Origin of the sequence: Aeromonas rivuli, assembly GCF_000820045.1 — a bacterium.
Lineage (GTDB): Bacteria > Pseudomonadota > Gammaproteobacteria > Enterobacterales > Aeromonadaceae > Aeromonas > Aeromonas rivuli.
In genome coordinates this window covers 383,125-404,617 of the sequence record NZ_CDBJ01000027.1, presented here as the reverse complement: position 1 = coordinate 404,617, position 21,493 = coordinate 383,125, and the positions used below count along the sequence as shown (strand labels likewise).

At 60.3% G+C, this 21,493-nt stretch carries 17 protein-coding genes; 9 read left to right on the top strand and 8 right to left on the bottom strand.

Annotated features, from left to right (window positions below):
* Positions 1–97: 97 nt before the first annotated feature.
* Together BN1130_RS06130 and BN1130_RS06125 are read left to right on the top strand one after the other, a co-directional pair.
* Positions 98–748 (top strand): class I SAM-dependent methyltransferase, encoded by a 651-nt coding sequence (locus BN1130_RS06130; protein WP_042040879.1) that lies wholly within the window; start codon positions 98–100, stop codon positions 746–748.
* Between the two features lie 103 nt (positions 749–851).
* Complete coding sequence (locus BN1130_RS06125; protein WP_042041014.1) at positions 852–2,072, top strand: winged helix-turn-helix domain-containing protein; 1,221 nt, start codon at positions 852–854, stop codon at positions 2,070–2,072.
* 77 nt (positions 2,073–2,149) lie between these two features.
* On the opposite strand, the gene frdD is transcribed toward BN1130_RS06125, so the two are convergent.
* The 7 genes from frdD to mscM form a co-directional block, all read right to left on the bottom strand.
* On the bottom strand, positions 2,150–2,506 hold the full coding sequence (gene frdD, locus BN1130_RS06120) for a fumarate reductase subunit FrdD (protein WP_042040878.1): 357 nt from the start codon (positions 2,504–2,506) through the stop codon (positions 2,150–2,152).
* A gap of 82 nt (positions 2,507–2,588) precedes the next feature.
* Positions 2,589–2,987, bottom strand: a complete 399-nt coding sequence (locus BN1130_RS06115; RefSeq protein WP_042040877.1) for a fumarate reductase subunit C — start codon at positions 2,985–2,987, stop codon at positions 2,589–2,591.
* A gap of 16 nt (positions 2,988–3,003) precedes the next feature.
* On the bottom strand, positions 3,004–3,738 hold the full coding sequence (locus BN1130_RS06110) for a succinate dehydrogenase/fumarate reductase iron-sulfur subunit (protein WP_042040876.1): 735 nt from the start codon (positions 3,736–3,738) through the stop codon (positions 3,004–3,006).
* Positions 3,731–5,593, bottom strand: a complete 1,863-nt coding sequence (gene frdA, locus BN1130_RS06105) for a fumarate reductase (quinol) flavoprotein subunit (RefSeq protein ID WP_084218143.1) — start codon at positions 5,591–5,593, stop codon at positions 3,731–3,733. The genes BN1130_RS06110 and frdA overlap by 8 nt, the downstream gene beginning before the upstream one ends.
* A 514-nt stretch (positions 5,594–6,107) precedes the next feature.
* Complete coding sequence (locus BN1130_RS06100) at positions 6,108–7,985, bottom strand: methyl-accepting chemotaxis protein (protein WP_042040875.1); 1,878 nt, start codon at positions 7,983–7,985, stop codon at positions 6,108–6,110.
* Positions 7,986–8,054: 69 nt separating this feature from the next.
* Positions 8,055–8,813: a glycerophosphodiester phosphodiesterase gene (locus tag BN1130_RS06095; RefSeq protein WP_042040874.1), complete on the bottom strand. Its 759-nt coding sequence runs from the start codon at positions 8,811–8,813 to the stop codon at positions 8,055–8,057.
* 103 nt (positions 8,814–8,916) lie between these two features.
* The gene (gene mscM, locus BN1130_RS06090; RefSeq protein WP_042040873.1) at positions 8,917–12,186 is read right to left on the bottom strand and encodes a miniconductance mechanosensitive channel MscM; all 3,270 of its coding nucleotides are present in this window, start codon (positions 12,184–12,186) and stop codon (positions 8,917–8,919) included.
* A gap of 156 nt (positions 12,187–12,342) precedes the next feature.
* Between mscM and BN1130_RS06085 the strand changes: the two genes are divergently transcribed.
* The gene (locus BN1130_RS06085; protein WP_042040872.1) at positions 12,343–13,683 is read left to right on the top strand and encodes an MATE family efflux transporter; all 1,341 of its coding nucleotides are present in this window, start codon (positions 12,343–12,345) and stop codon (positions 13,681–13,683) included.
* A 74-nt stretch (positions 13,684–13,757) separates the two neighbouring features.
* Here BN1130_RS06085 and BN1130_RS06080 read toward each other — a convergent pair whose 3' ends face one another.
* A complete protein-coding gene (locus BN1130_RS06080) occupies positions 13,758–14,585 on the bottom strand; it encodes a M23 family metallopeptidase (protein WP_042040871.1) in 828 nt (275 codons plus the stop codon).
* A gap of 296 nt (positions 14,586–14,881) precedes the next feature.
* Here BN1130_RS06080 and BN1130_RS06075 point away from each other — a divergent pair, with 296 nt between their 5' ends.
* The 6 genes from BN1130_RS06075 to BN1130_RS06050 all read left to right on the top strand — a co-directional run bounded on the left by BN1130_RS06075 (position 14,882) and on the right by BN1130_RS06050 (position 21,462).
* Entirely contained in the window at positions 14,882–15,427 is a 546-nt protein-coding gene (locus BN1130_RS06075) for a fimbrial protein (RefSeq protein ID WP_042040870.1), read from the top strand.
* Positions 15,428–15,437: 10 nt separating this feature from the next.
* Positions 15,438–16,199 carry a fimbria/pilus periplasmic chaperone gene (locus BN1130_RS06070; RefSeq protein ID WP_052448199.1) on the top strand — a complete coding sequence of 254 codons (762 nt, stop codon included), beginning with the start codon at positions 15,438–15,440 and terminating at the stop codon, positions 16,197–16,199.
* Between the two features lie 209 nt (positions 16,200–16,408).
* The gene (locus BN1130_RS06065) at positions 16,409–18,862 is read left to right on the top strand and encodes a fimbria/pilus outer membrane usher protein (protein WP_232301934.1); all 2,454 of its coding nucleotides are present in this window, start codon (positions 16,409–16,411) and stop codon (positions 18,860–18,862) included.
* Entirely contained in the window at positions 18,859–19,596 is a 738-nt protein-coding gene (locus BN1130_RS06060; protein ID WP_232301933.1) for a fimbrial biogenesis chaperone, read from the top strand. The genes BN1130_RS06065 and BN1130_RS06060 overlap by 4 nt, the downstream gene beginning before the upstream one ends.
* A complete protein-coding gene (locus BN1130_RS06055) occupies positions 19,593–20,651 on the top strand; it encodes a fimbrial protein (protein WP_084218142.1) in 1,059 nt (352 codons plus the stop codon). Before BN1130_RS06060 ends, BN1130_RS06055 begins: the two co-directional genes overlap by 4 nt.
* Before the next feature lie 37 nt (positions 20,652–20,688).
* Positions 20,689–21,462, top strand: coding sequence for a BPSS1780 family membrane protein (locus BN1130_RS06050; protein WP_042041009.1), 774 nt, complete (start codon positions 20,689–20,691; stop codon positions 21,460–21,462).
* The last annotated feature ends 31 nt before the right edge of the window (positions 21,463–21,493 follow it).

Sequence of the window (21,493 nt, the reverse complement as noted above, 5' to 3'; positions counted from 1 at the left end):
ACGCAGTCGCACTCCGCCCTTGCCATGGCGTCTGTGGGCAGGCACATTGCTCGCCGACCAAGATCGCGCTTCATCCCGATACAAGTAAGGAGTCTGTGTGGAACTCTGCGCCTGCCCCCTGTGCGGCAGCACCCGGCACTATGCCTTGCCGGTGGCTGACAAGCTGTATGGCCGCTGCCTCGACTGTGCCCTGGTGTTCATGGCGCCGGTTCATCGGCTGGATGATGCGACCGAGAAGCGGGTCTATGACGGCCACCAGAACGAAGTGGATGACCCCGGCTACCGCAGGTTTCTGATGCGCGCCTTTGGTCAGGTGCTGGCGCAGATCCCGGCGCCCGCGAGCGGGCTGGATTTCGGCTGTGGCCCGGGACCTGCGTTGCTGGCCATGGGGCGCGAGTCGGGTTACCAGATGGCCGGTTATGACAAGTTCTATGCCGACCAGCCCGCCCTGTTGACCCGGCAATATGACTTCATCACCAGTACCGAGGTGATTGAACATCTGGCCGAGCCAGGCGCCGTGCTCACCCAGTTGTGGGATTGCCTCAAGCCCGGTGGCCTGCTGGTGTTGCAGACCCAGCGGGTGCTCAGCGACGAGCGCTTTCGGCATTGGCGTTATCGCCACGATCCCACACATATCGTTTTTTTCGCCGACGCCTCCTTTCACTGGCTGGCAGCGCGGCTCGGCGCACAGCTGAGTCTGCCTCACCCGGATGTGGCCGTGCTCGCCAAGGGCAGGATTCAGCCCTAGGGACGCCCTCTTCAGCGGGGATCGCGTCCACATGGTGTGAGCCCGGTTTTCATCCGGGCCACTTTTGGGCATGCTGGGGATCCACTCTCCCGAGGCCATCCCCATGTCTGCCATTCATCTCAGTGTTCAGGATGCCCGTCATCTGCAACTCGCAGCCCAGGGTCTGCTGGCGCCGCCCAGGCGCAAGGCGGGCCCGGCCGATGTGCTTGCCACGATCCGCCGCATGGCGCTGCTGCAGATAGACAGCATCTCTGTGGTGGCGCGCAGCCCCTATCTGGTGCTGTTCAGCCGGCTCGGCCACTACGATCCCGCCTGGCTGGAGCAGTTGCTGGCCGAGGGGGATCTCTTCGAATACTGGGCCCACGAGGCCTGCTTCGTCCCTCGCGAGGACTACCGGCTGCTGCGCCATCGCATGCTGGATCCCGCCGCCATGGGCTGGAAGTTCTCCGCCCAGTGGCTCAAGACCCACGGCGGCGAGATAGAGCAGATAGTCGAGCGCATTCGCCAGCAGGGCCCGGTGCGGGCCATCGACTTCGAGCGCAAGGGGGGCAAGGGCAACGGCTGGTGGGACTGGAAGCCGGAGAAGCGCCACCTGGAGGTGCTGTTTACCGCAGGGCGCCTGATGGTGCGCGAGCGGCGCAACTTCCAGCGGGTCTACGATCTCGCCGAGCGGATCATGCCCGAGTGGGACGATGGGCGGGATCTGCCGAGCCCTGAGCTCGCCCAGCGAGACATGGTGCGGGCCAGCTGCCGGGCGCTGGGGCTGGTCAAGACCGGCTGGGTGGCGGATTACTACCGGCTGCGGCGCGGCAAATACGACGCCCTGCTCCATCAGCTGGCGGACGAGGGGGAGCTGTTGCCGGTGCGGGTGGAGGGCTGGCAGCACGGCGCCTTCGTGCACGCATCGCTCTCCGATGAGCTGGCCCGGGCCCAGGCTGGCACTCTCAAGGCGACCCACACAGCCGTGCTCTCGCCCTTCGATCCCCTGGTGTGGGATCGCAAGCGGGCCAGCGAACTGTTTGGCTTTGACTATCGCATCGAGTGCTACACCCCGGCGCCCAAGCGTCAATACGGCTACTTCGTGCTGCCCTTGCTGCGCCGGGGCCAGCTGGTGGGGCGTCTGGATGCCAAGGCTCATCGCAAGGAGGGGGTGTTCGAGGTCAAGAGCCTCTACCTGGAGGATGGGGTCAGGGTGAGCGCCAGCCTGGCCCAGGATCTGGAGAAGGCGCTGCAAAAACTGGCCGACTGGCACCAGACTCCGCTGCTTCGCCTCGGCGCCATGCCGTCACCCTTGCAGGGCCTGTGGCCGGAGCCGCGCCCTTAGCCCGCAGGCTAAACGACAGCCAAACAAAAACCGGGCACTGGGCCCGGTTTTAGCATCTGTTGCTGGCAACTGAAGGATTACTGGAGTACCAGCACCATCAGCAGGCCGATTGTGATGGCGGACACCAGGAAGGCGAAGCCATAGAACACATAGTGGTGCAGCTTGGTGGTGTGGATCCCAAGGTCATGCAGGCCGTGGTAGATGCGGTGCATGCCGTGCCAGATGGGCAGGGCGATGATCACCAGCAGTATGCAGGCACCCCACCAGGAGCTGGCGAAGTCGTGCACGCGCTCGAAGCTCATGGTCTCCACGTCCATGATGCCCATGGGCACCAGCAGACCGGTAATGAGGACAATCACCGGCAGCAGCATGGCAACCACCATGCCACCGGCACCAAAGAGTCCCCAGTAAATGGGTTCGTCAGAACGTCTCATGATTTTTCCTCATATAGCGCTACCGGCACCAAACAGACGCCAATAAATACGGGCTCGTCAGAACGTCTCATCATTAATCTCCTCAGGCCACGATGATCAGGACAAGCAGGGATACCACCGCCAGCGCCACATACTGGACGATGACGATCGGCTTCTCCGGCAGCAGGTCTTCACCACGGAAGATGCGCATGGCCTTGGGAGCCAGGGCGAACCAGGTCTTGGCGTGGAACAGGCAGGCTGCCAGCGCGATGACGTGGAACAGGATGGCTATCGGGCTCTGCAGGGATTCCAGCCAGCCGTTGAACGCCTCCTGACCCTGAACCAGTCGCAGCAGACCCCACATCAGCACCACGGCGTAGATGGAGACGAAGATGCTGGTGCCTTCGCGGATCATGTAACCGGTGTAGAAGGCGTTCTTCAGCCACCAGTCTTTCTTCATTTCGCGCACGTAGGGCTTACGTTTGCTCTGGGTGTTGTTCATGGTCTCACTCCTGATCTCAATCTGGCTTGAACATGGCGATCATGTAGTCCTTGGCGCTCTCGACCTTGCCAAGCTGGATGGCTGCGGCCGGATCCACGCCCTTCGGACAGACATCGGAGCAATAACCCACGAAGGTACAACCCCAGACACCCTCATCCTGGCTGATGATCTTCATCCGCTCCTTGGACGCGCCATCGCGGTTGTCGGCGTTGTAGCGATAAGCCAGCGCCAGGGCCGCCGGGCCGGTGAACTTCTTGTTGATGCCATACTGCGGGCAGGCGGCGTAGCACAGACCACAGTTGATGCACATGGAGAACTGGTGATATTTCGCCATGTCAGCCGGGGTCTGGGTGTACTCGCCGTCGCACAGGTTGCGCGGCTCAGACGGGATGATGTAGGGCTTGATGCTCTCCAGCTTCTCGATGAAATCGGACATGTCGACCACCAGATCGCGCTCGATCGGGAAGTTGTTGAGCGGTTCGATCTTCATCTTGCCCGGCAGGTAGTCCCGCAGGAAAGTCTTGCAGCCCAGCTTCGGAATGCCGTTGACCATCATGCCGCAGGAGCCGCAGATCGCCATCCGGCAGGACCAGCGGAAGCTTAAGGTAGAGTCCAGCTGATCCTTGATGTACTGCAGGGCATCGAGCAGGGACATCTCTTTCAGATAAGGCACCTGGAAGGTCTGCATCCAGGGCTCGTTGTCCTGCTCCGGGCGGTAGCGCAGGATCTCAATTTCGATCATCTCAGCCATGTTTGTTAGCCTCGTCTTGTTTCTCACCCTCGGAACCGTGCACCTGTTCAGCTACCGGTTGGGATGCCATGGTCGCGGCCTTTTTGGCCTTGTCCTGCTGTTCACCCTCGGAGCCATAGACGCGTTTTGCCGGTTGGGATTTAGTGATCTTCACATCGGAGTAGTCGATGGTCGGGGCGCCTTGCTGGTTATAGAAGGAGAGGGAGTGCTTGAGGTAGTTCAGGTCATCCCGCTCCTCAAATCCATCCAGCCGCTGGTGGGAGCCACGAGACTCTTTGCGGTTGATGGCGGAGTGGGCCATGGCTTCGGCCACGTCCAGCATGTAGCCCAGTTCGATGGCGTACAGCAGATCGGTGTTGAAGACAGAGGACTTGTCGTTGATCTTGACCTTCTTGTAACGGGCCTTCAGCTCGTTGATCTTGTCGATGGTGCCTTGCATCAGCTCTTCGGTACGGTAGATACCGACCCCGGCTTCCATGGACAGACCCAATTCGTTGCGGATATCGGCCGGGTTTTCGGTGCCGTCGATGTCGAGCAGAGAGAGGTGCTGCTTGATCAGTTGCTCGGCCTTGGCGGCGAGGGCCTGGGTGTCGCCATGGGTCTGGGTCTTGGCAAATTCACCGGCGTGTTCACCGGCCACCTTGCCGAACACCACGATTTCGGACAGGGAGTTGGAGCCCAGCCGGTTGGCGCCGTGCAGACCGACGGAGGCACACTCGCCGAGGGCATAGAGGCCCGGCATGCGGGTGGCGCATTGGCCGTTGGTCTCGATGCCACCCATGGTGTAGTGGGCGGTCGGACGAACCGGGATCGGCTCCTTGACCGGATCCACACCCACGTAGGCCTTGGCCAGTTCGCAGATGAAGGGCAGGCGCTCTTTCAGGTACTTCTCGCCGAGGTGGCGCAGGTCGAGGTGCACCACGTCGCCCATGGGGCCTGGGATGGTGCGGCCTTTCTGCTGCTCCTGCCAGAATGCCTGGGAGAGACGATCGCGGGGGCCCAGCTCCATGTACTTGTTCTTGGCCTCGCCGACCGGGGTTTCCGGGCCCAGACCGTAATCTTGCAGATAGCGGTAACCATCCTTGTTGACCAGGATGCCACCTTCACCACGACAACCTTCGGTCATCAGGATACCGGTGCCCGGCAGGCCGGTCGGGTGATACTGGACGAACTCCATGTCCCGCAGGGGCACACCGTGACGGTAGGCCAGGGCCATGCCATCGCCGGTGACTATGCCACCGTTGGTGTTGTAGCGGTAGACACGACCGGCGCCACCAGTGGCCAGAATGACGGACTTGGCCTGGATGAAGCGGGTGATGCCGTTCTGGATATCGAAGGTCAGGACACCCTGCACGCGGCCATCTTCCACGATCAAGTCCATGCAGAAGTGCTCGTCGAAGCGCTTGATGGTCGGGTACTTGATGGAGGTCTGGAACAGGGTATGCAGAATGTGGAAACCGGACTTGTCGGCGGCAAACCAGGTGCGGGGGATCTTCATCCCGCCGAAGCGGCGCACGTTGGCCTTGCCGTCCGGTTTGCGGCTCCAGGGGCAGCCCCAGTGCTCCAGCTGGACCATCTCCTGGGTACAGTTTTCGACGAAGTAATCGACCACGTCCTGCTCGCACAACCAGTCGCCACCGGACACGGTGTCGTTGAAGTGGTTTTCGAGGGAGTCATCGTCGCGGACAACACCGGCGGCGCCACCCTCTGCGGCCACGGTGTGGCTGCGCATCGGGTAGACCTTGGAGATCAGGGCGATCTCCAGATCCGGGTGGGCTTCTGCTATGGCGATAGCGGCACGCAGGCCACCACCACCGGCACCGATGATGGCGACATCGGTCTTGATAATATCCACATCTGCCTCCTTAGGGATAGATTTGCTAGGCACGATTTTGCTCTATGAAAAAAAATCAGGCTTGATACAAGTCAAACTGCTCTGTTTTAGTGCGTGGCAATGGTGACTTTTATGCAAATCACCCCATTCCATGGACAAAACTGCCGTATTCATCGCCATCCTTCAGTCAGCTCGGATTAGCCGCATTGCGGATCGTTGTCATTTAAGTCCAAGATTGTACGTAGTTTTCTGTCAAAAAAATGAGAAACACCTCTCTTTTTAGGTATTAACCCTAACGTTTTTAAGTTTTTTATCAAAAATATTTAATAATAATTATTCGCATGGTCTTGTGCCAAAAAGGCGTCAAAAAAGTAATGCGAATATAACTGAGTGGGGACTTGTATGAGTAAATTCGTTGCCTGGATGGAGAGCGAGCTCACAGCGAGGTGGGGGGAAAGGGAATGATGGCCACAGAAGCAAAAAGAGTTCATCAAACAAAGGGGCCTGAATGGCCCCTTTGTTTTTTTCAACGCGCTCAGATGCGGAACATGCCGACCTGATTGCTCAATTCTCCCGAGATGTTCTTGAGTTGGGCGGAGAGGTTGCGGGAGCTATCCGCATCCTCGGCCAGCTCGTCCGAGACATCCTTCACCGCCTGTATGTTGCGGCTCACCTCGTCGGTGACGGCGCGCTGTTCCTCGGCGGCACTGGAGATCTGGGTCGCCATGTCGGAGATCTGATTGATGGAGGCGGTGATCTGCTCCAGCGCCAGGGTGGCGTTGCTGGCATCATCCACGCTGTTCTGGGCGAGCAGTTGACCCTCGTGCATGGTGCTGACCGCCCCCTGGGTGTTGCGCTGCAGGGTCTCTATCATGCTGCGGATCTCGACGGTGGAGCTGTGGGTGCGCTGGGACAAGACTCGCACCTCGTCGGCGACCACGGCGAAGCCGCGACCCTGTTCACCGGCCCGGGCGGCCTCGATGGCGGCGTTGAGCGCCAGCAGGTTGGTCTGCTCGGCGATGCCCTGGATGGTGGAGAGGATGGTGTTGATCTCCTGAGCGTTCTTCTCCAGCTCCTGAATGATGCCGGAGGCTTGCTTCACCTGGGTGGCGAGATCGGTGATTGATCTCTGGTTGCGGGCAATCACCTGCTTGCCGTGCTCACAGCTGTTGGAGGAGGTGCGCGCCGCATCGGCGGTCTGCTCGGCGTTGCTGGCCACCTCGACGGCGGTGGCGGACATCTCGTGTACCGCAGTGGCAATCTGGGAGATCTCGTTCTGCTGGCGGGCCAGCCCCTGGCTCGATTTCTCCGCCATGTTATGAGAGGAGCTGGCCTGCTGATTGAGCTGACCCGAGGAGTTGGAGATGTCCTGCACCATGACGTGGATGCGATCGATGAAGGTGTTGAGGTGTTTGGCAACCGTACCCACCTCGTCTTCCCGCTCAATCTTGACCCTGCGGGTCAGGTCACCATTACCACGGGAGAGGTCGGCGATGGCCTCACCCAGGGTCTGCAAGGGGGAGAGCGCGCGGCTGATGGCCAGGGAGGAGAAACCCGCCACTATGAGGATGGTGAGCAGTCCCTGCAGCAGGGTGGAGGTCACCATGCGCGACACCGACTGATAGGCCACCGCCTCATCCACCACTATGCCGAAGTACCAGCTGGAGTTGGGAATTTCGGTCAGGTCGAACACGCTCAGTTTGCCGCCGATCACCATGTCGGAGATGGCGCCATCATGGGCCAGTTCGTTGACCTTGGCAGGGGTCAGCTCGGGGGAGATCTCGGTGGCTGGCTTGAGGGCCAACGCCTTGTCCGGGTGGGCGATGATGACGCCACTCTTGTCGACCAGCACGGCATAGGTACCTTCCTGGTTCATGGCCAGGATATCGCGCACCAGGCTGTCGATGGAGACGTCACCGGCGATGACGCCCTGGGTGTTGCCCCGGGTGAAAGGCTCGGCGATGGTGATGATGAGCTGGCCCGTGGTGATGTCGGCATAGGGCTCCGTGATGATGAGCTTGCCGGCGGCGATGGCTTCCTTGTACCAGGGGCGCTGGCGAGGGTCATAGCCAGCGGGCAGGTCGGTCGGCTTGCTCTGGATCATCTTGCCATCCTGAGTCCCGGCGTAGACGAGGTCGAAGTTGCCGGCATTCATGGCCTGGGCCAGGTGGCTGATGGGGGCATCCTGATCGGTGAAGGCCTCCTTGGCGGAGGTGACCATGCCGATGCGCGAGTCGAGCCAGCGGGAGATCCCCTTGACGTTGGAGGTGGAGCTCTCGTCGATGATGTTCCAGACCAGGCGCTGGGTTTCACTCTTGAGCTGGCTGGTGTTGTACCAGACCTGCAGCCCGGTAATGATCAGGATGATCAGGCCGACGGCCAGTACCAGCTTGTTTTTGATAGATAGGTTCATGGGTACATCCTTGTGAGCGTCTGTCTGCGTTAGTCAGAATGGATTATTTTATTGTTATGGTCCCTTAGGTTATCGGCCGATTTCCGGCTTCTTTATCCCCTCGACCCCTTTATTTTCGTGGTCTGTGGCGTTTTGACCCAGCTCAGGGTCCTGCAGCATCCGCTCGGGACTGTTGGTGAAGATTCCATCGACCCCCCATTCATGTAATTGCCGGGCATCTTCCAACTGATCGACCGTATAGATCAGCACCTTGAATCCGCGATCATGGGCATCCCTCACCAGGGCTTCATCCACGAAATCGAGGTCGCAGTTCAGTGACCAGGCATTGAGTGCCTCGGCGGCATGGGAGAAGGCCAGGGGGCGATTGGCGATGAGGGCGCCGAGCCGGATCTCGGGGCGCAGTGCGCCGAAGCGGGCCAATTCGGGGTGATGGAAGGAGGAGATCAGCCACTGGTCCGGGGTAAAGCCGAGATCGCGCTCGGCACGTCGGGTGAGGGCCGCGACCCCCTCTGCCGTATCACTCCCCTTGAGCTCGATATGCAGCTCACAGCGTCCCTTGAGAAGCGTCATGACTTGCCACAGGAGGGGAATGGGCTCCCCCTCACCGGCATCCAGGCCATGCAAGTAGTCGGCACGTTGTCGGCTCAGCACCCCATGACCATTGGTACAGCGTTCCAGGCGACGATCGTGGAATACCCACAGTTCGCCATCGGCTTGCTGCACGTCTATCTCGATGGCAGGGGCACCCAACTCGAGGGCAAGGCGTATGGCCTTGAGGGTATTTTCCGGGGCCAGGCTGCTGGCCCCGCGATGGGCGATGATCTGCATTGGCGGGCTCCTGTTGTCGGTGTTGGTGCACGGCGCGGCGCTTGTTGCACCCTACCAGCCCCGCAGGGTGCAATGAACAACGTGAATTGCATCGCTATCCATATCATCCCCGACTCATCCGAATGTCGATTTGTTGGTGAGGCAGATGCATGCCTAACTGATGCAGTTTTTCCAGGATGGCCGAGTGGACCTCGTGGGTGATCGGCATCCGGTGATCCATGTTGTTGACGTAGAGCCGGATCTCGTAGATGAGCGCCGAGTCGGTGAACTCGATCAGGAACACCTCGGGGATCGGGGTATCCAGCACCAGGCTGGATTCACGCACGCACTGCTCGAGCAGCTGCTGCACCCGCTTGGGATCCTGGGTCAGGCCGATGCGGATACGCAGCTTGACCCGGGTGATGGCATCGGACAGGGACCAGTTGATGAACTGTTCGGTGATGAAAGCCTTGTTGGGCACAATGATCTCTTTCCTGTCCCAGTCCACGATAGTGGTGGCCCGGGTCTTGATCTTGGAGACTGTCCCGGTCAGATCGCGGATGGTGACGGTATCGCCGAGCCGGATCGGCTTCTCAAACAAGATGATCAGGCCGGAAACGAAGTTGGCAAAGATCTCCTGCAGGCCGAAGCCCAGCCCCACCGAGAGCGCCGCCACCAGCCACTGGGTCTTGGACCAGTCGATGCCGAGCATGGAGAAGCCGGTCAGGGCGCCTATCAGGATCACCATGTATTTGCTGACGGTGGTCAGTGCAAAGCCGGTGCCGGGGGAGAGGCTCAGGTGTTGCAGCAGGGTGAGCTCCATCAGACCCGGCAGGTTGCGGGCCGTCATCACCGTCAGGATGAAGACGAACAGGGTCAGCATCAGATCCTGCAAGGTGATGGCCGAGAGCTGCTCTATGCCCGCCACCTTGCTGCTTACCTGCCAGACCTCGATGTTGCTCAGGAAACTGAAGGCCGAGTTGAGATCGGACCATTGCACCACCACCAGTATGGTGAAGCCCAGCATCAGCAAGGTGCGGATAAGGCCGAGGGACTGGGCACTGATGGTGTCCAGATCCAGCTCCTGCTCCTCCACCACATCCGGGATCTCGGAACTGAGGTCATCTTGTTCTTCCCGCTCACGCTGGGCCAGGATCTCGGCCCGGCGGCTCTTGGCGCGCTCGAAGGCGAGTCGCCTGCGCTGGATCAGCATCCAGCGCCTTGCCAGGTAGTAGACCAGCAGGCAGCCGAGCCCCATCAGCAGGCTCACTTCCAGTTGGCGCAGCAGGATGCGGGAGGTGTAGAAGTAGCCGAGCAGGGCACCGGTCACCGCCACTAGGGGCGCCAGCATGAGGGCGTTCCAGATGAAGTGGTGCAACAGGTGTGGCTTGTTCATGTCTGCCTGTCCCCAGGTGAGCGGCAGCCGCTCATGATTGAGGCGCACGAAGAAGAGCAGCAGCCAGAGCGCACCCACGATGAAGGCGAGTCGCCCCAAGGTGTCGTAGAAGGCGTGCTCTTGATAGCTGTCGGCCATGCCCTGCACGAAGAAGCTGGGGATCAGGATCAGCAAGAGGGTGCGGAACTGGCCCCAGACGCGGGTCACTTGCACACCACTCCAGCCGAAGTGGTGAATGAGTATGCCTTTCTCCAGGGTGAGATGGCGCACCAGCAGCAGGGCCAGCAGCAGGAACCAAATCTCGCCGAGCCCCTTGGCGACGGCGATGGCGAAGGGATATTGCCAGGCCCCCTCCAGCTGGTAGCGCAGTAGCAGTGCCATGGCGGGCAGGGGCAGGGCGGCGACCAAGGATCGCAGCAGCAAACGACTGGTCAGGCTGAATTTGTCCTGGGTTACCTTGCCGACCCGTGAGGCTATCTGCTGGCTGAAATTGCTCAGATGGCGGGCCAGCCGGATCCAGAGCCCGAATAGCAGCAGCAGGGTGAAGACGATGAAGGTGAGGCGGGTGGCGCCCTGTTCGGCCAGGGCCAGGGGCAGTTGCCACCAGTTGGCAGGATCGAATGCCAGTCCCAACGCGGCAGGCACCCCGAGCAGGACGGCCGGGGTCAGGGGAGGCACATCTGGCAGCCAGAACAGATGGCTGGCGCTGAGATCGCGAATTTCGTCTATTTTGCTGTTCTGGCGGATGTAGAGCAGCTTGAGCCTGGTCTGCTCCTGGATTAGGGTATCGGCGGCATCATTGAGCCGGGTCAACAGCAGGCGACGGGTCTTGAGCAGGTTATCGAGCACTGTGATCTGGGTGCGGTCGAGCTTGTTGCTCTCCTCTTCGAGCAGTCTATCCCGGACGTGAGCCGGATCCTTGAGCCCCTCCTGCTCCCCTTCATAACGGTATTTGGCGATGCGCGACTGCACTATGGCCGATTCGAGCTTGTCGAGGGGGAAGTGGGCGGGCAGGTCGGCCAGTTTGCTGCGCAGGTTTTCACCGTAAGCATTGCTTATCTGCAGCCATTCGAGCTGTTCGCGTACCGAATCGACCAGGTCATTGAGGTGGGAGAGGCTGTTGTCCAGATCCCGCTGCTCGTCTTGCACCCTTTCTATCTGCTCTTCCAGGGTACCGAGCTGGATGGAGAGCGTCTGGTTCTGCTGTTGCTGCTCCTGCAGCAGCGGCATGTCGGCGGTGAGCTGGGCCTTGAGCCGTGCGCTCTGGGCCAGGGTGCGTTCGGTATTCTGGCGTCTGAGCAGGTTCTGCTGGCCGATGAGGGCATTTTGCCACTCGTCTTCATCCGTGATGGCGAGGTTGAGCCCCTGTACCTTGAGCTTGGCAAGATCGCTGCGCTGCTGGGCGGAGAGCTGTTCCAGCTCCAGCATCTGGATCCGGTCAGACAGCGCCTGCTCCTTGAGGCGGGTCATCAATTGCAGTGCCTCATGCTGACGATCCGACTCGCCACTGAAACTCATCCGATCGAGCTGAGCGCGGGTCTGTTGCAGCTGCTTGCGCAGCTCATCGATACGCAGGTGAAACTCCTGGCCGGTGATCTCCTGCTGATTGAGGTTGTCGATCAGCTCCTGACGCTCCTTGCGCAGGTTGAGCTGGCGATTGTTGCTCAGCCCCAGTGCCTGACGCAGGGCATCCTCGCTCAGGCTAGCGAGGGGCACCCGGTTGGCGGGCTGGTAGTTGTGCAGGGCATCTTTGAGCCGTGCCGACTCATTGGGGTAGTCGATCATCAGCTGTTGATAGGCTTTACCCTGTGCCCGGTAGCGTTCCGCATCCCGGGCGTATTGCAGTGCCTGCTGATAGCTTTCCCGCAGCTTCTGATGCTCAGGCGCATCGCCCTTGGGCACGCTCTGGAGCAGTTCCTCTATCTGCGAGGTGGCGTCATCGGCCTGGGAGAGCAGGGGAAGGCAGAGGAAAAGCAGGGGGAGCAGGCGTTGCAACATGAGGCGCGTTTCCGTTCGAGAGAAGAGTCCTAGCCTAAAGCAGGGCTCTGGGCGGGTAAAGTTTTACATATTAATGATTCGTAACATAAATAACGGGTAGGGGTGGCTTTGTTTGGCTATTATTCTGCCCCCTCCTGTTTCGTTGTTGAGAGTCCTATGTCGACCCTGGATCTGGGCACTGCCCCACTCGGCCGTCTGTTCTTGCGCTATGTCACACCGACCGTGGCCGCCATGCTGGTCACGGGGATTTATGTCACCATAGATGGCATTTTCGTCGGCCACATTCTAGGCCAGGACGGGCTGGCGGGCATGATGCTCGCCTATCCTATCTGCGCCGTGCTCTATGCGGTAGGTGCCCTCATCGGCATGGGCGCCAGCGCCCGGGTCTCCTTCTTGCAGGGCAAGGGGGAGTCGGAACTGGCCCGGTTGATTGTCGGCAATGCCTTGCTGCTGGTGCTGCTGGCATCCTTGCTGCTCAGTGGCATCGGTCTCATCTATGGGGATGCGCTGCTGCGCTGGATGGGGGCCGAGGGCGCCGTGTTCGAGGCCGGCATTGCCTACCTCGACTGGTACGCTCTGCTTGGGTTCTTCGCCGTGCTCTCCATGGCCTTTACTGCCCTGCTGCGCAACGATGGCCGTCCAGGTCTGGCTACCTGGATCCTGGTGGCCGGAGGCGTGCTCAATGTGCTGCTCGATTATCTGCTGATGGTCGTGTTGCCATGGGGGCTGGCGGGGGCCGCCATCGCCACCATGCTCTCACAAGCGATGACGGGGGGGCTTTGTCTGTGGCACTTCCTCGGCCGCCGCAGCCAGCTACGCATTCGTTGGGACAGCCTGCGTCCGGATTGGGGTCAAATTGGCCAGACGTTGCAACTCGGCTTCTCCAGCTTCCTGATGTATCTCTATCTCTCCGTGGTGTTGGCCATGCACAACAAGGCCCTGCTGGGGGTGGGCACCTCGTTGCATGTGGCCGCCTATGGGGTGATCAGTTACACCGAGGCCTTCTTCTATCTCATCTTCGAGGGGATCGCCATGGGCATCCAGCCCATCGCCAGCTTCAATGCCGGGGCCGGTCTGTGGCACAGGGTCATTCGCGTTCGCAACCTGGCGCTCGGTGCGACCCTCGCTATCGCCTTGGTGGCCCTGTTTCCGCTCTACCTCTGGCCAGAAGGGGCCGTTTATCTGTTTGCCGGTGACAATCCTGGGTTGTTACCTGTGGCGACGCTGGGGATCTGGCTCTACTTCTGGGGCCTGCCGCTGGAGGGATTGCTGCTGGTGGGCGCCACCCATTTTCAGGCCATAGGGCGAGCCCGGTTGGCATCCCTGCTCACCGGCGGCAAGCTGGTGCTGATCGGCGGCTTCTTGTGGCTATTTTCCACCCTGTGGGGGGTGGCCGGTGTCTGGCTGGCCCTGCCCAGCAGCAGCGCCCTGCTGGTGGCCATCATGATCTGGGCCATGGGCCAGGAATCTGCGCTGCATGGCCGCGCCACTCCTTGAACCCAGGGCACGGATGAATGACAGAAAAAAGGCAGCCGATGGCTGCCTTTTTTCTGTCTGTTCGATAGTCGAGGTCAGGGTTTGAACGCACCGATAAAGATGGCGGGATCGACCCGGCTGTCGTTGAGGCTGACGTTCCAGTGCAGATGGGGACCTGTGGCGCGGCCAGTTGAGCCGACTCGACCGAGAATGCCGCCCCTGGGCAGGCTCTGACCCACAGTCACATCCACCTTGGATAGATGGCAGAACATGCTGATCAGCCCCTGGCCGTGATCGACAAAGACGGTGTTGCCATTGAAGAAGTAGTTACCGACGAGGATGACCTTGCCCGCCGCGGGAGCCTTGACGGGGGTGCCGGCACCGACCGCAAAGTCGAGCCCGGAATGGGGATTGCGCTCCTCGCCATTGAAGAAGCGCCGCAGTCCGAATGGGCTGGAGAGGGGTCCCTGTACCGGCTTGTCGAACAGCAAGTTGCTCGGCTGGATGGGGCTAAAGGTCTGATAAGCCTGGGTCTGCTCGGCCAGCTCGCGCTGGATGCGGGCGAGATCATCCGGGTTGGGATTGACCTGACGCTTGTTGTTGAGCTTGATGTGCTGCTCGCGGTAGTGCTTGTCTTCGACCTTGAAGGCGAGGGTGCGGCCATCGGCCAGGTCGAGCTGATGCCCACCGAGTTTGCTCTTGAGCGGAATGCCGACGATGGCGATCCACTGTTTACCTTGTTCCTTGACCACCAATACGGGTTTTCCCTCATAGCGAGGAGCGGGTGTCTGGCTACCCTCATCGAGAGGGATTACGGCAACGCCACCGGGAACGGGTTGATTGAGTAGACGGCTGATAAAGCTGGGTTCAGCCTGCAAGGCTGCACTGCACAGCAGCAGACAGAGGGGGAACAAGAGGCGCATGACCACTCCGGATAGGGGAAAATTGCAAAGGGGTTATGATGCCACATCCTCGTTTATCTGTCTGACATCTCCAGGTTGAATAGTGCTTCCCCCTGAAACAAGGAATGGTTCACTTGGGGCTTTCTCTATATTTGGCCTGCGACAGGCACCGCGCCACAGGTTGTGCTATTTACTAATAAGTCATTAATTTTCGGTCGTTAAATGACACCCATCAAGGATGATGTGCCGGAGATAGAAAACAGAGCATTGCCAGCACACCGAGTTGAGCTATCCCAACGGGTTAGGTGGAGGTTGTGATGAAAATAAATCTTCTTGCGGCTCTTGGACTCTCGGCCAGCTTGCTGGCCTCGGGGTCTGTCTTGGCCTTCAATGGCACCATAACGATCACTGGGGAGGTCACGGCGGGAACCTGCGACATTTCTGTCAACGGTGGCAGTGCCTCGGCAATTGTGACCCTGCCCACCGTCAGTACCAATGCGCTCTCCGGTCTCGGAGTAACCGCCGGCGCGACAGGTTTCAATCTGGAGCTCACCAGTTGCCCGACGACGGGCTCGGTGCGAGCCTATTTCGAGAACTTTGGCGTGGCCCAGAGCACCGGCAACCTGAGCAACAAAGCGGTGGCGTCCGGGGGCAAGAATCCGGCAGCGAATGTGGAGGTGCAGATCCTCGCGTCCGACAGTACGCCTATCGATCTGAGAGATAACACGGGCAACGATGTGCTGGTTGATTTCAATGCGACCGGTGATGCCACCCTCTATTACAGCGCCCAATACATTGCCACCGGGGCTGTGGGGGCAGGGTTGGTGTCCGCTGATCTCATTTACTCGCTCGACTATCACTGAGATCAGCCCCATGAGCATGGCATGGCGTCTGGCCCGTCTGGGTGGCATGTGCGGCCGGTTTCTGCTCCCTGGGGTGGTGATCTTGCCCATGTTGGCCTGGGGCCAGGTCCAGATATCTGGCACCCGGGTCATCTATCCCTCCACGGCCCGTGAGGTGACGCTGGAGCTGACCAATAAGGGCACGCTGCCCGCGTTGGTACAGATCTGGATGGACAGCGGCGATCGTCGGATCCGACCCGGTGCCGACAGATTGCCATTCCTCATTACTCCCCCCATTACCCGAATAGAGGCCCTGCGAGGCCAATCCCTGCGCCTGGCTTATGTGGGGCAAGGGTTGCCATCCAACAAGGAGTCGGTGTTCTGGCTCAATGTGCTGGAGGTGCCGCCCAGCGCCAAGTCTGCCGTGGCGGGTCAGAATCTGGTGCAACTCGCCTTTCGCTCTCGCATCAAGCTGTTCTACCGGCCCCAGGGGCTAGCCGGTGACATCCAGAAATCCGCCAATGGTTTGCAGTGGCAACTACTGCATCAGACGAGTGGCTATGTGCTGCGTGCCAGCAACCCGAGCAGTTACCACGTCAGTATCAGCCATCTCGATTTGACGACGGTTCAGGCCGGGCAGTATGCCAATCGCAGTGGTGGCATGGTGGCGCCTGGGGCCAGCTTTGATTTTCCTCTGGAACGATTGAGCGGGCCAGTGCAGGCCAAGACGGTGACCTTCTATTGGCTTAATGATTATGGTGCCCGCGAGGTGGGCCGATTCGCGTTCAACTGACGAGCACCGGGCCGGGGGAGTAAGTTCGGCATCAGGTCTTCCCGCATTCGATGTCAGTCTGTATCTGGAGGGGGTGCGCCGTGATTGCCAGTGATCTCCCTGCCGCCGTGCCGATGACTGGCCATCATGTTTACCTCCCCCCTTGCCGGATATCTTGCCGGGTTACACGTATTTTCCTGCTTATAATGCTGCTCATCGGTCATGTCGCAATGGCCGCTGAGACCGTGCAAACCAAGGCGGTAGCGGCTCCCGAACCGGTGGAGTTCAATAGTCAGCTGCTCGATGCGCTTGGCATGGACATCGACCTGACCCGCTTCTCCCGCGCCGACTTTGTGCCACCAGGCATGTATCAACTCGATATCATCATTAATGGCCAGGACAAGTTGAGCCAGCAGCTGGAAGTGAGGGCGAGCGCGGATCCCCAGTCACCCCGTTTCTGCTTCAAGGCGGGTCAGGTCGAGCAGTGGGGCTTGCTGATAGACCAACTTCCTGATCAGGAGACAGTTAACGCCCTGCTGCAGAGCGATTGCATCGAAGTCGACGCTTTGGTGCCTGAGGCCCGTTTCACGCTGGACCTACCCAGCCTGACGGGTGCCCTCAGCCTGCCACAGGCCTATGTCGGGCGAGTGCGCCGCAATTATGTGGGGCCGGATCAGTGGGTGGAGGGGATCAATGCCGGTTTTGTCGGTTATAACGCCAACCTCTACTACAGCGACCAGCAAGGCGCATCAGACCGGCTCAGCAGCAACATCAACCTCAATACCGGCCTCAATCTGGGAAGCTGGCGTTTACGTCATAACGGCTCCTTTCAGAGCGAAGGGGACTATCAAGCGCTCAACAGCTATGCCCAGCGGGATATCACGGTGCACAGAGCCCAGCTCACCTTGGGAGAGTATTTTACCCCGGGGGACAGCTTTGACAGTGTGCCCTTCACGGGGGTGCAGCTGGCCAGCGATGATGCCATGCTGCCGGATTTTGAACGTGGTTTCGCCCCTGTGGTACGCGGCACCGCCGAAACCAATGCCAGGGTCACCATCCGTCAGGGAACGGCGCTCATCTATGAGACCCAGGTTGCCCCTGGTGCTTTCGCCATCGACGATCTCTATGCCACCAGTTTTGCGGGGGATCTCGATGTGACCATCACAGAGGCGGATGGCCGTGAGCGCAGCTTCACCCTGCCATTCTCCTCCGTGGTGCAGATGCTGCGCACCGATGCCTCCCGGTTTAGCCTGACCCTGGGACAATATCGCAATGATGAAGGGGCGGATGGCCCCAATTTCTTGCAAGGTACCTACAGGCGTGGCCTCTCCAATACCCTGACGCTCTATGGCGGCACTATTGCGGCGCAAGATTATGGCGCCCTGCTGGGGGGATTGGCGGTGGGATCCGATTATGGTGCCCTGGCACTCGATCTCACCGGTTCCTGGGCGCGGGATCTTCCCCCCGAGTCCGGATTAGCCGGGGATCTGTCGGGGCAGAGTTATCGGGTGACCTACAGCAAGCAGCTGGACTACACCCGTACCTACTTCACTCTGGCCGCATACCGATTCTCGAGTGAGGGGTATCTGGATCTTGATGATGTGGCGGCATTGCAGGGGGATCGCCTCAATGTGTTGCAGCGGGAGCGCAACCGCTTCCAGCTCAACATCAGCCAGCCGGTGGGAGAGCTGGGCGATCTCTACTTCAGCGGCATCGCCCGCAACTACTGGGGGGGAGAGCCGAACAACAGCAGCTTCCAGCTGGGTTACAACAAGGGATTTAGCTGGGGCAGTCTCTCCCTCTCGGTCAGTCACTCCCTCAATGAAGATGACGGCGGGGATCAATATGTACTGAGTCTCAGCATTCCCATCGGTGAAGCGCTCGGCGGGCCAAGACTGAGTAGCACCCTCTCCTATCAAGAGGGACAGGGCTACAGCGCCCGTGCCGATCTCAATGGTGGTGCGCGTGATGGCTTGCTCTATTACGGGCTCTACGCCAGCAAGAATGGGGGCGGGGCACCCAGCCACTATGGCTATGGCGGCAACTTGCAGTATCAGGGGGCGGCGGCTCAACTTGGGGCCAGTACCAGCCAGGGAGATGGTTACTCCCAGTACGTTGCTTCGGCCAAGGGGACCTTGCTGGTACATAAAGATGGGTGGGTACTGGGGCAGACGCAGGGGGAGACAATGGCGCTGGTGGAAGCCAAGGGCGCCCAGGGGGCCAAGATAAGCCATGGTATCGGCAGCGAGGTCGATGGGGATGGTTATGCGGTATTGGCCGGGCTCAATCCCTATCGTAACAACATCATCAGTCTGGATCCGGGCGGCCTGCCGGTGGACGTGGAGATAGATGGCAGTGCACAGATGGTGGCCCCGAGGCGCGGCGCCATCGTCAAACTCGACTATGAGACCCATATTGGCCAACCCTTGCTGGTGCAGGCCCAGCTACCGGATCGGATGACGCTGCCGTTTGGCGCCGATGTGATCGATAGCAGTGGCCGCTCGGTGGCCGTGGTCGGCCAGGGGGGGCTCATTTTCGTGCGTGGTGAGCAGGGTCAGCTCCACGTGCAGTGGGGCAAGGAGGGAAGCCAGCGCTGCCGTCTGGACTATCGACAACCCAAGCCGGACCCTGCCATTCCCTATCAGCAGGTGACCGCGCTCTGCCAGCCGGAGGAGACACCATGATGCAAAGAGGCGGGCTCTATTGTCTGATGCTGTGCTCGCTCCTCCTGTGGGGAGAGCAGGGGTGGGCAGCCATCAATCTGATGGCGACGCGTCTCATCTATCCGGGCGGGGCACCGGAAGCCAGTCTCAGGGTGTTCAACGATGACCAGCGGTCCAGCTTGTTGCAGGTCTGGGTCGATGAGGGGGATGCGCAGCAGGGACCGAGTCAAAGCAAGGCGCCATTCCTGGTGACCCCTCCCATGATGCGGCTGGGGGGAGGCAAGGGCCAGACGCTGCGTGTTTACGGGACTGATACCAAACGTCTGGTGCAGGATCGCGAATCCCTGTTCTGGCTCAATGTGCTGGGTCTGCCCCCCAATGCGGTCACTGACGGGGCCAGGGTGCAGCTCGCTTATCGCACTCGCATCAAGCTGCTCTATCGACCCGCTGGCCTGCCTGGTTCAGTGAGGGAGGCGGTGACTCGGCTGAATTGGCAAACCGGGCCGGGGCTGGGGGTGACTGTGTTCAATCCCGGTGGGTTTTATATCAGCCTGAGCGAGGTGTTGATCTCCCATGGTAAAAAGCCGCTGGTCTGGCAAGAGGCCGCCCTGATCCCGCCTCTGGGCAAGCTGTTCCTGCCCATGGCGGGGGGGAGTGAGGCCCCATTGCAGGGTGCCCATGGCCGAGTGCGCTGGATTGATGATGATGGCAACTATCATGAGCAGGATTTTCGATTGGGGCAGGGGGCAGGATGATAAGTTTCAAAAACCATACGGGGGTGAACTGGGCCCGGCTGGCGATTCGGCGAGTGGGTATGCGGGGAGCGGTCTTGCTCGGCGCGCTGTGCTGCCTGCCCGAGGCAAACGCCGTCAACGGCCAGTGCACCAGCGCCTTCTTGGCAACAGTCCCGGTGACCAACCCCGCCAGCGTCTATCAACCGGGGGATACGGCCACTGGCAGTTTTGCCACCACCAGTACGGCGACCTGCGACTGTACCGGCATCGGTATTGGTCTCTTGATGACGGTTTACTACCAGGGGACCACCACCTTGCCGACCATTGCCGACCCCCTGGGCACCCTGATCAAACTCAATGACTATTTCGGTCTCAAGGCGGAGTTCAATGTGGGTGGGGGGTATAAAACCGTTCCCTTCAACGACACAACGGCAGGCCTGCTGGCCGTCTGTGTGGGTGGACTGCTAGATGTATCTTTGTTGGGGGGGATCAGCGTCAATGGTGGGCGATATACCCTCAAATTGCTCAAGGGGATTACGGGGACCCAAACCTTCAGCGGCACTGTCGCCAGCCTCTTCGTGCGCCGCGCCGCTATGCCCAGTACCGCGGTTGGCAACGAGTTCAGCCGGTTGGCCATGAATATCAGCATCACCTCGACTCCGAGTTGTCAGTTTCCGGCGGGCACCAGCATTCCCCTGGATCTCGGCGCCGTGGCCCAGAGCGCCTTCGTCGAGGGGGGCGTGCCACAGGGTTATGCCCCGCGCAGCGTCAACGTGAGTGTGACCTGCAGCCAGATCCCTAGCGACTATGTGACTCCGCTCAGTTACCGTTTTGGTGGCGCCCTCACCAGTCAGGGCAACTTCATCAGCACCAGCCTGGCGGGGGTCGGTATTGGCTTGTTCCAACAGGATACGGATACCCCTATTCCATTTGATACAGCCATCGGGGTACCCTATTCGCAAAGCACCCATAAGACTGACTACAGGGTGAGGGTGTATCCGACCAAGCTGCCCGGTCAGCCGGTACGAACCGGGCCCTATACGGCCACCGTCATGGTGACGGTGACTGTGCCCTGAGCCGCCCTCTGCCCGCCCATCCGATCGAGGCAACATGATGAGTACCCAGAGCGCCCTGCGCACCGAACCCCAGCGTCATCCCATAGGACGTGGCTGGTTATGGATCCGTAGCGGATTCGATATCTTCAACAAGGGCATGGGACTGAGCGTCGCCATGTTGCTGCTCTGGCTGGGGGTTGGCCTGCTGATCGAACAGCTGCCCGCAGGAGGCTTCATCTCCCAACTGCTCTACATGGTGTGGATGGCCGGCTGGATGGTGGTGGCCAAGGGGGGGGATGAGCAGGGGCGCTTGACCTTCTCCGACCTGTTCGCAGGCTTTCGCCATCGCTTGACGCCACTGATCATGGGGGGGCTGTTTGCTCTTGGTCTCTTCACCCTGATCGCCATGCTCTGTTTCGGACTGCTCTCATTGTGGGGGCTGAGTGATCTGTTCAGCCAGGATCCCGAACAGCTCTCCCTGACGGTGGAGCAGGCCAGGGGCGTGCTGCTCTGCGTACTGCTGGGGATGCTGCTGCTGGTGCCGGTATTGATGGCGGTGACCTTTGCCCCCGCCCTCATCTATTTCCATGATGTCGGAGCCTGGCAGGCCGCCAAGCTGAGCTTCATCGGCTGTCAGCGCAATATGTGGCCCTTCCTCTGGTGGGGCTTGCTGGGCTGCGTGATGTTGCTACTCGGCACCCTGCTGATGCTGATTGGCCTGCTGGTGGTGTTGCCTGCGCTCAACTACTCCATCTATATGGCATACAAGGATATTTTCCTCATCGAGCAAGAGGGGGAAGAGCCAGTGGTGCTGACCGGCTTCGAAGCCTGATCCTTCTTTTTCCTATCAGGGGCCGCAAGGC

Bases quoted from the DNA above. Each gene is read 5' to 3' on its own strand.
- BN1130_RS06095 (WP_042040874.1), bottom strand. From the start codon at position 8,813: ATGCAGATCATCGCCCATCGCGGGGCCAGCAGCCTGGCCCCGGAAAAT.
- mscM (WP_042040873.1), bottom strand. From the start codon at position 12,186: ATGTTGCAACGCCTGCTCCCCCTGCTTTTCCTCTGCCTTCCCCTGCTC.
- BN1130_RS06060 (WP_232301933.1), top strand. From the start codon at position 18,859: ATGATGCAAAGAGGCGGGCTCTATTGTCTGATGCTGTGCTCGCTCCTC.
- BN1130_RS06125 (WP_042041014.1), top strand. From the start codon at position 852: ATGTCTGCCATTCATCTCAGTGTTCAGGATGCCCGTCATCTGCAACTC.
- BN1130_RS06100 (WP_042040875.1), bottom strand. From the start codon at position 7,985: ATGAACCTATCTATCAAAAACAAGCTGGTACTGGCCGTCGGCCTGATC.
- BN1130_RS06065 (WP_232301934.1), top strand. From the start codon at position 16,409: ATGGCCGCTGAGACCGTGCAAACCAAGGCGGTAGCGGCTCCCGAACCG.
- BN1130_RS06080 (WP_042040871.1), bottom strand. From the start codon at position 14,585: ATGCGCCTCTTGTTCCCCCTCTGTCTGCTGCTGTGCAGTGCAGCCTTG.
- BN1130_RS06110 (WP_042040876.1), bottom strand. From the start codon at position 3,738: ATGGCTGAGATGATCGAAATTGAGATCCTGCGCTACCGCCCGGAGCAG.
- BN1130_RS06055 (WP_084218142.1), top strand. From the start codon at position 19,593: ATGATAAGTTTCAAAAACCATACGGGGGTGAACTGGGCCCGGCTGGCG.
- frdD (WP_042040878.1), bottom strand. From the start codon at position 2,506: ATGAGACGTTCTGACGAACCCATTTACTGGGGACTCTTTGGTGCCGGT.
- BN1130_RS06085 (WP_042040872.1), top strand. From the start codon at position 12,343: ATGTCGACCCTGGATCTGGGCACTGCCCCACTCGGCCGTCTGTTCTTG.
- BN1130_RS06115 (WP_042040877.1), bottom strand. From the start codon at position 2,987: ATGAACAACACCCAGAGCAAACGTAAGCCCTACGTGCGCGAAATGAAG.
- BN1130_RS06070 (WP_052448199.1), top strand. From the start codon at position 15,438: ATGAGCATGGCATGGCGTCTGGCCCGTCTGGGTGGCATGTGCGGCCGG.
- BN1130_RS06050 (WP_042041009.1), top strand. From the start codon at position 20,689: ATGAGTACCCAGAGCGCCCTGCGCACCGAACCCCAGCGTCATCCCATA.
- BN1130_RS06075 (WP_042040870.1), top strand. From the start codon at position 14,882: ATGAAAATAAATCTTCTTGCGGCTCTTGGACTCTCGGCCAGCTTGCTG.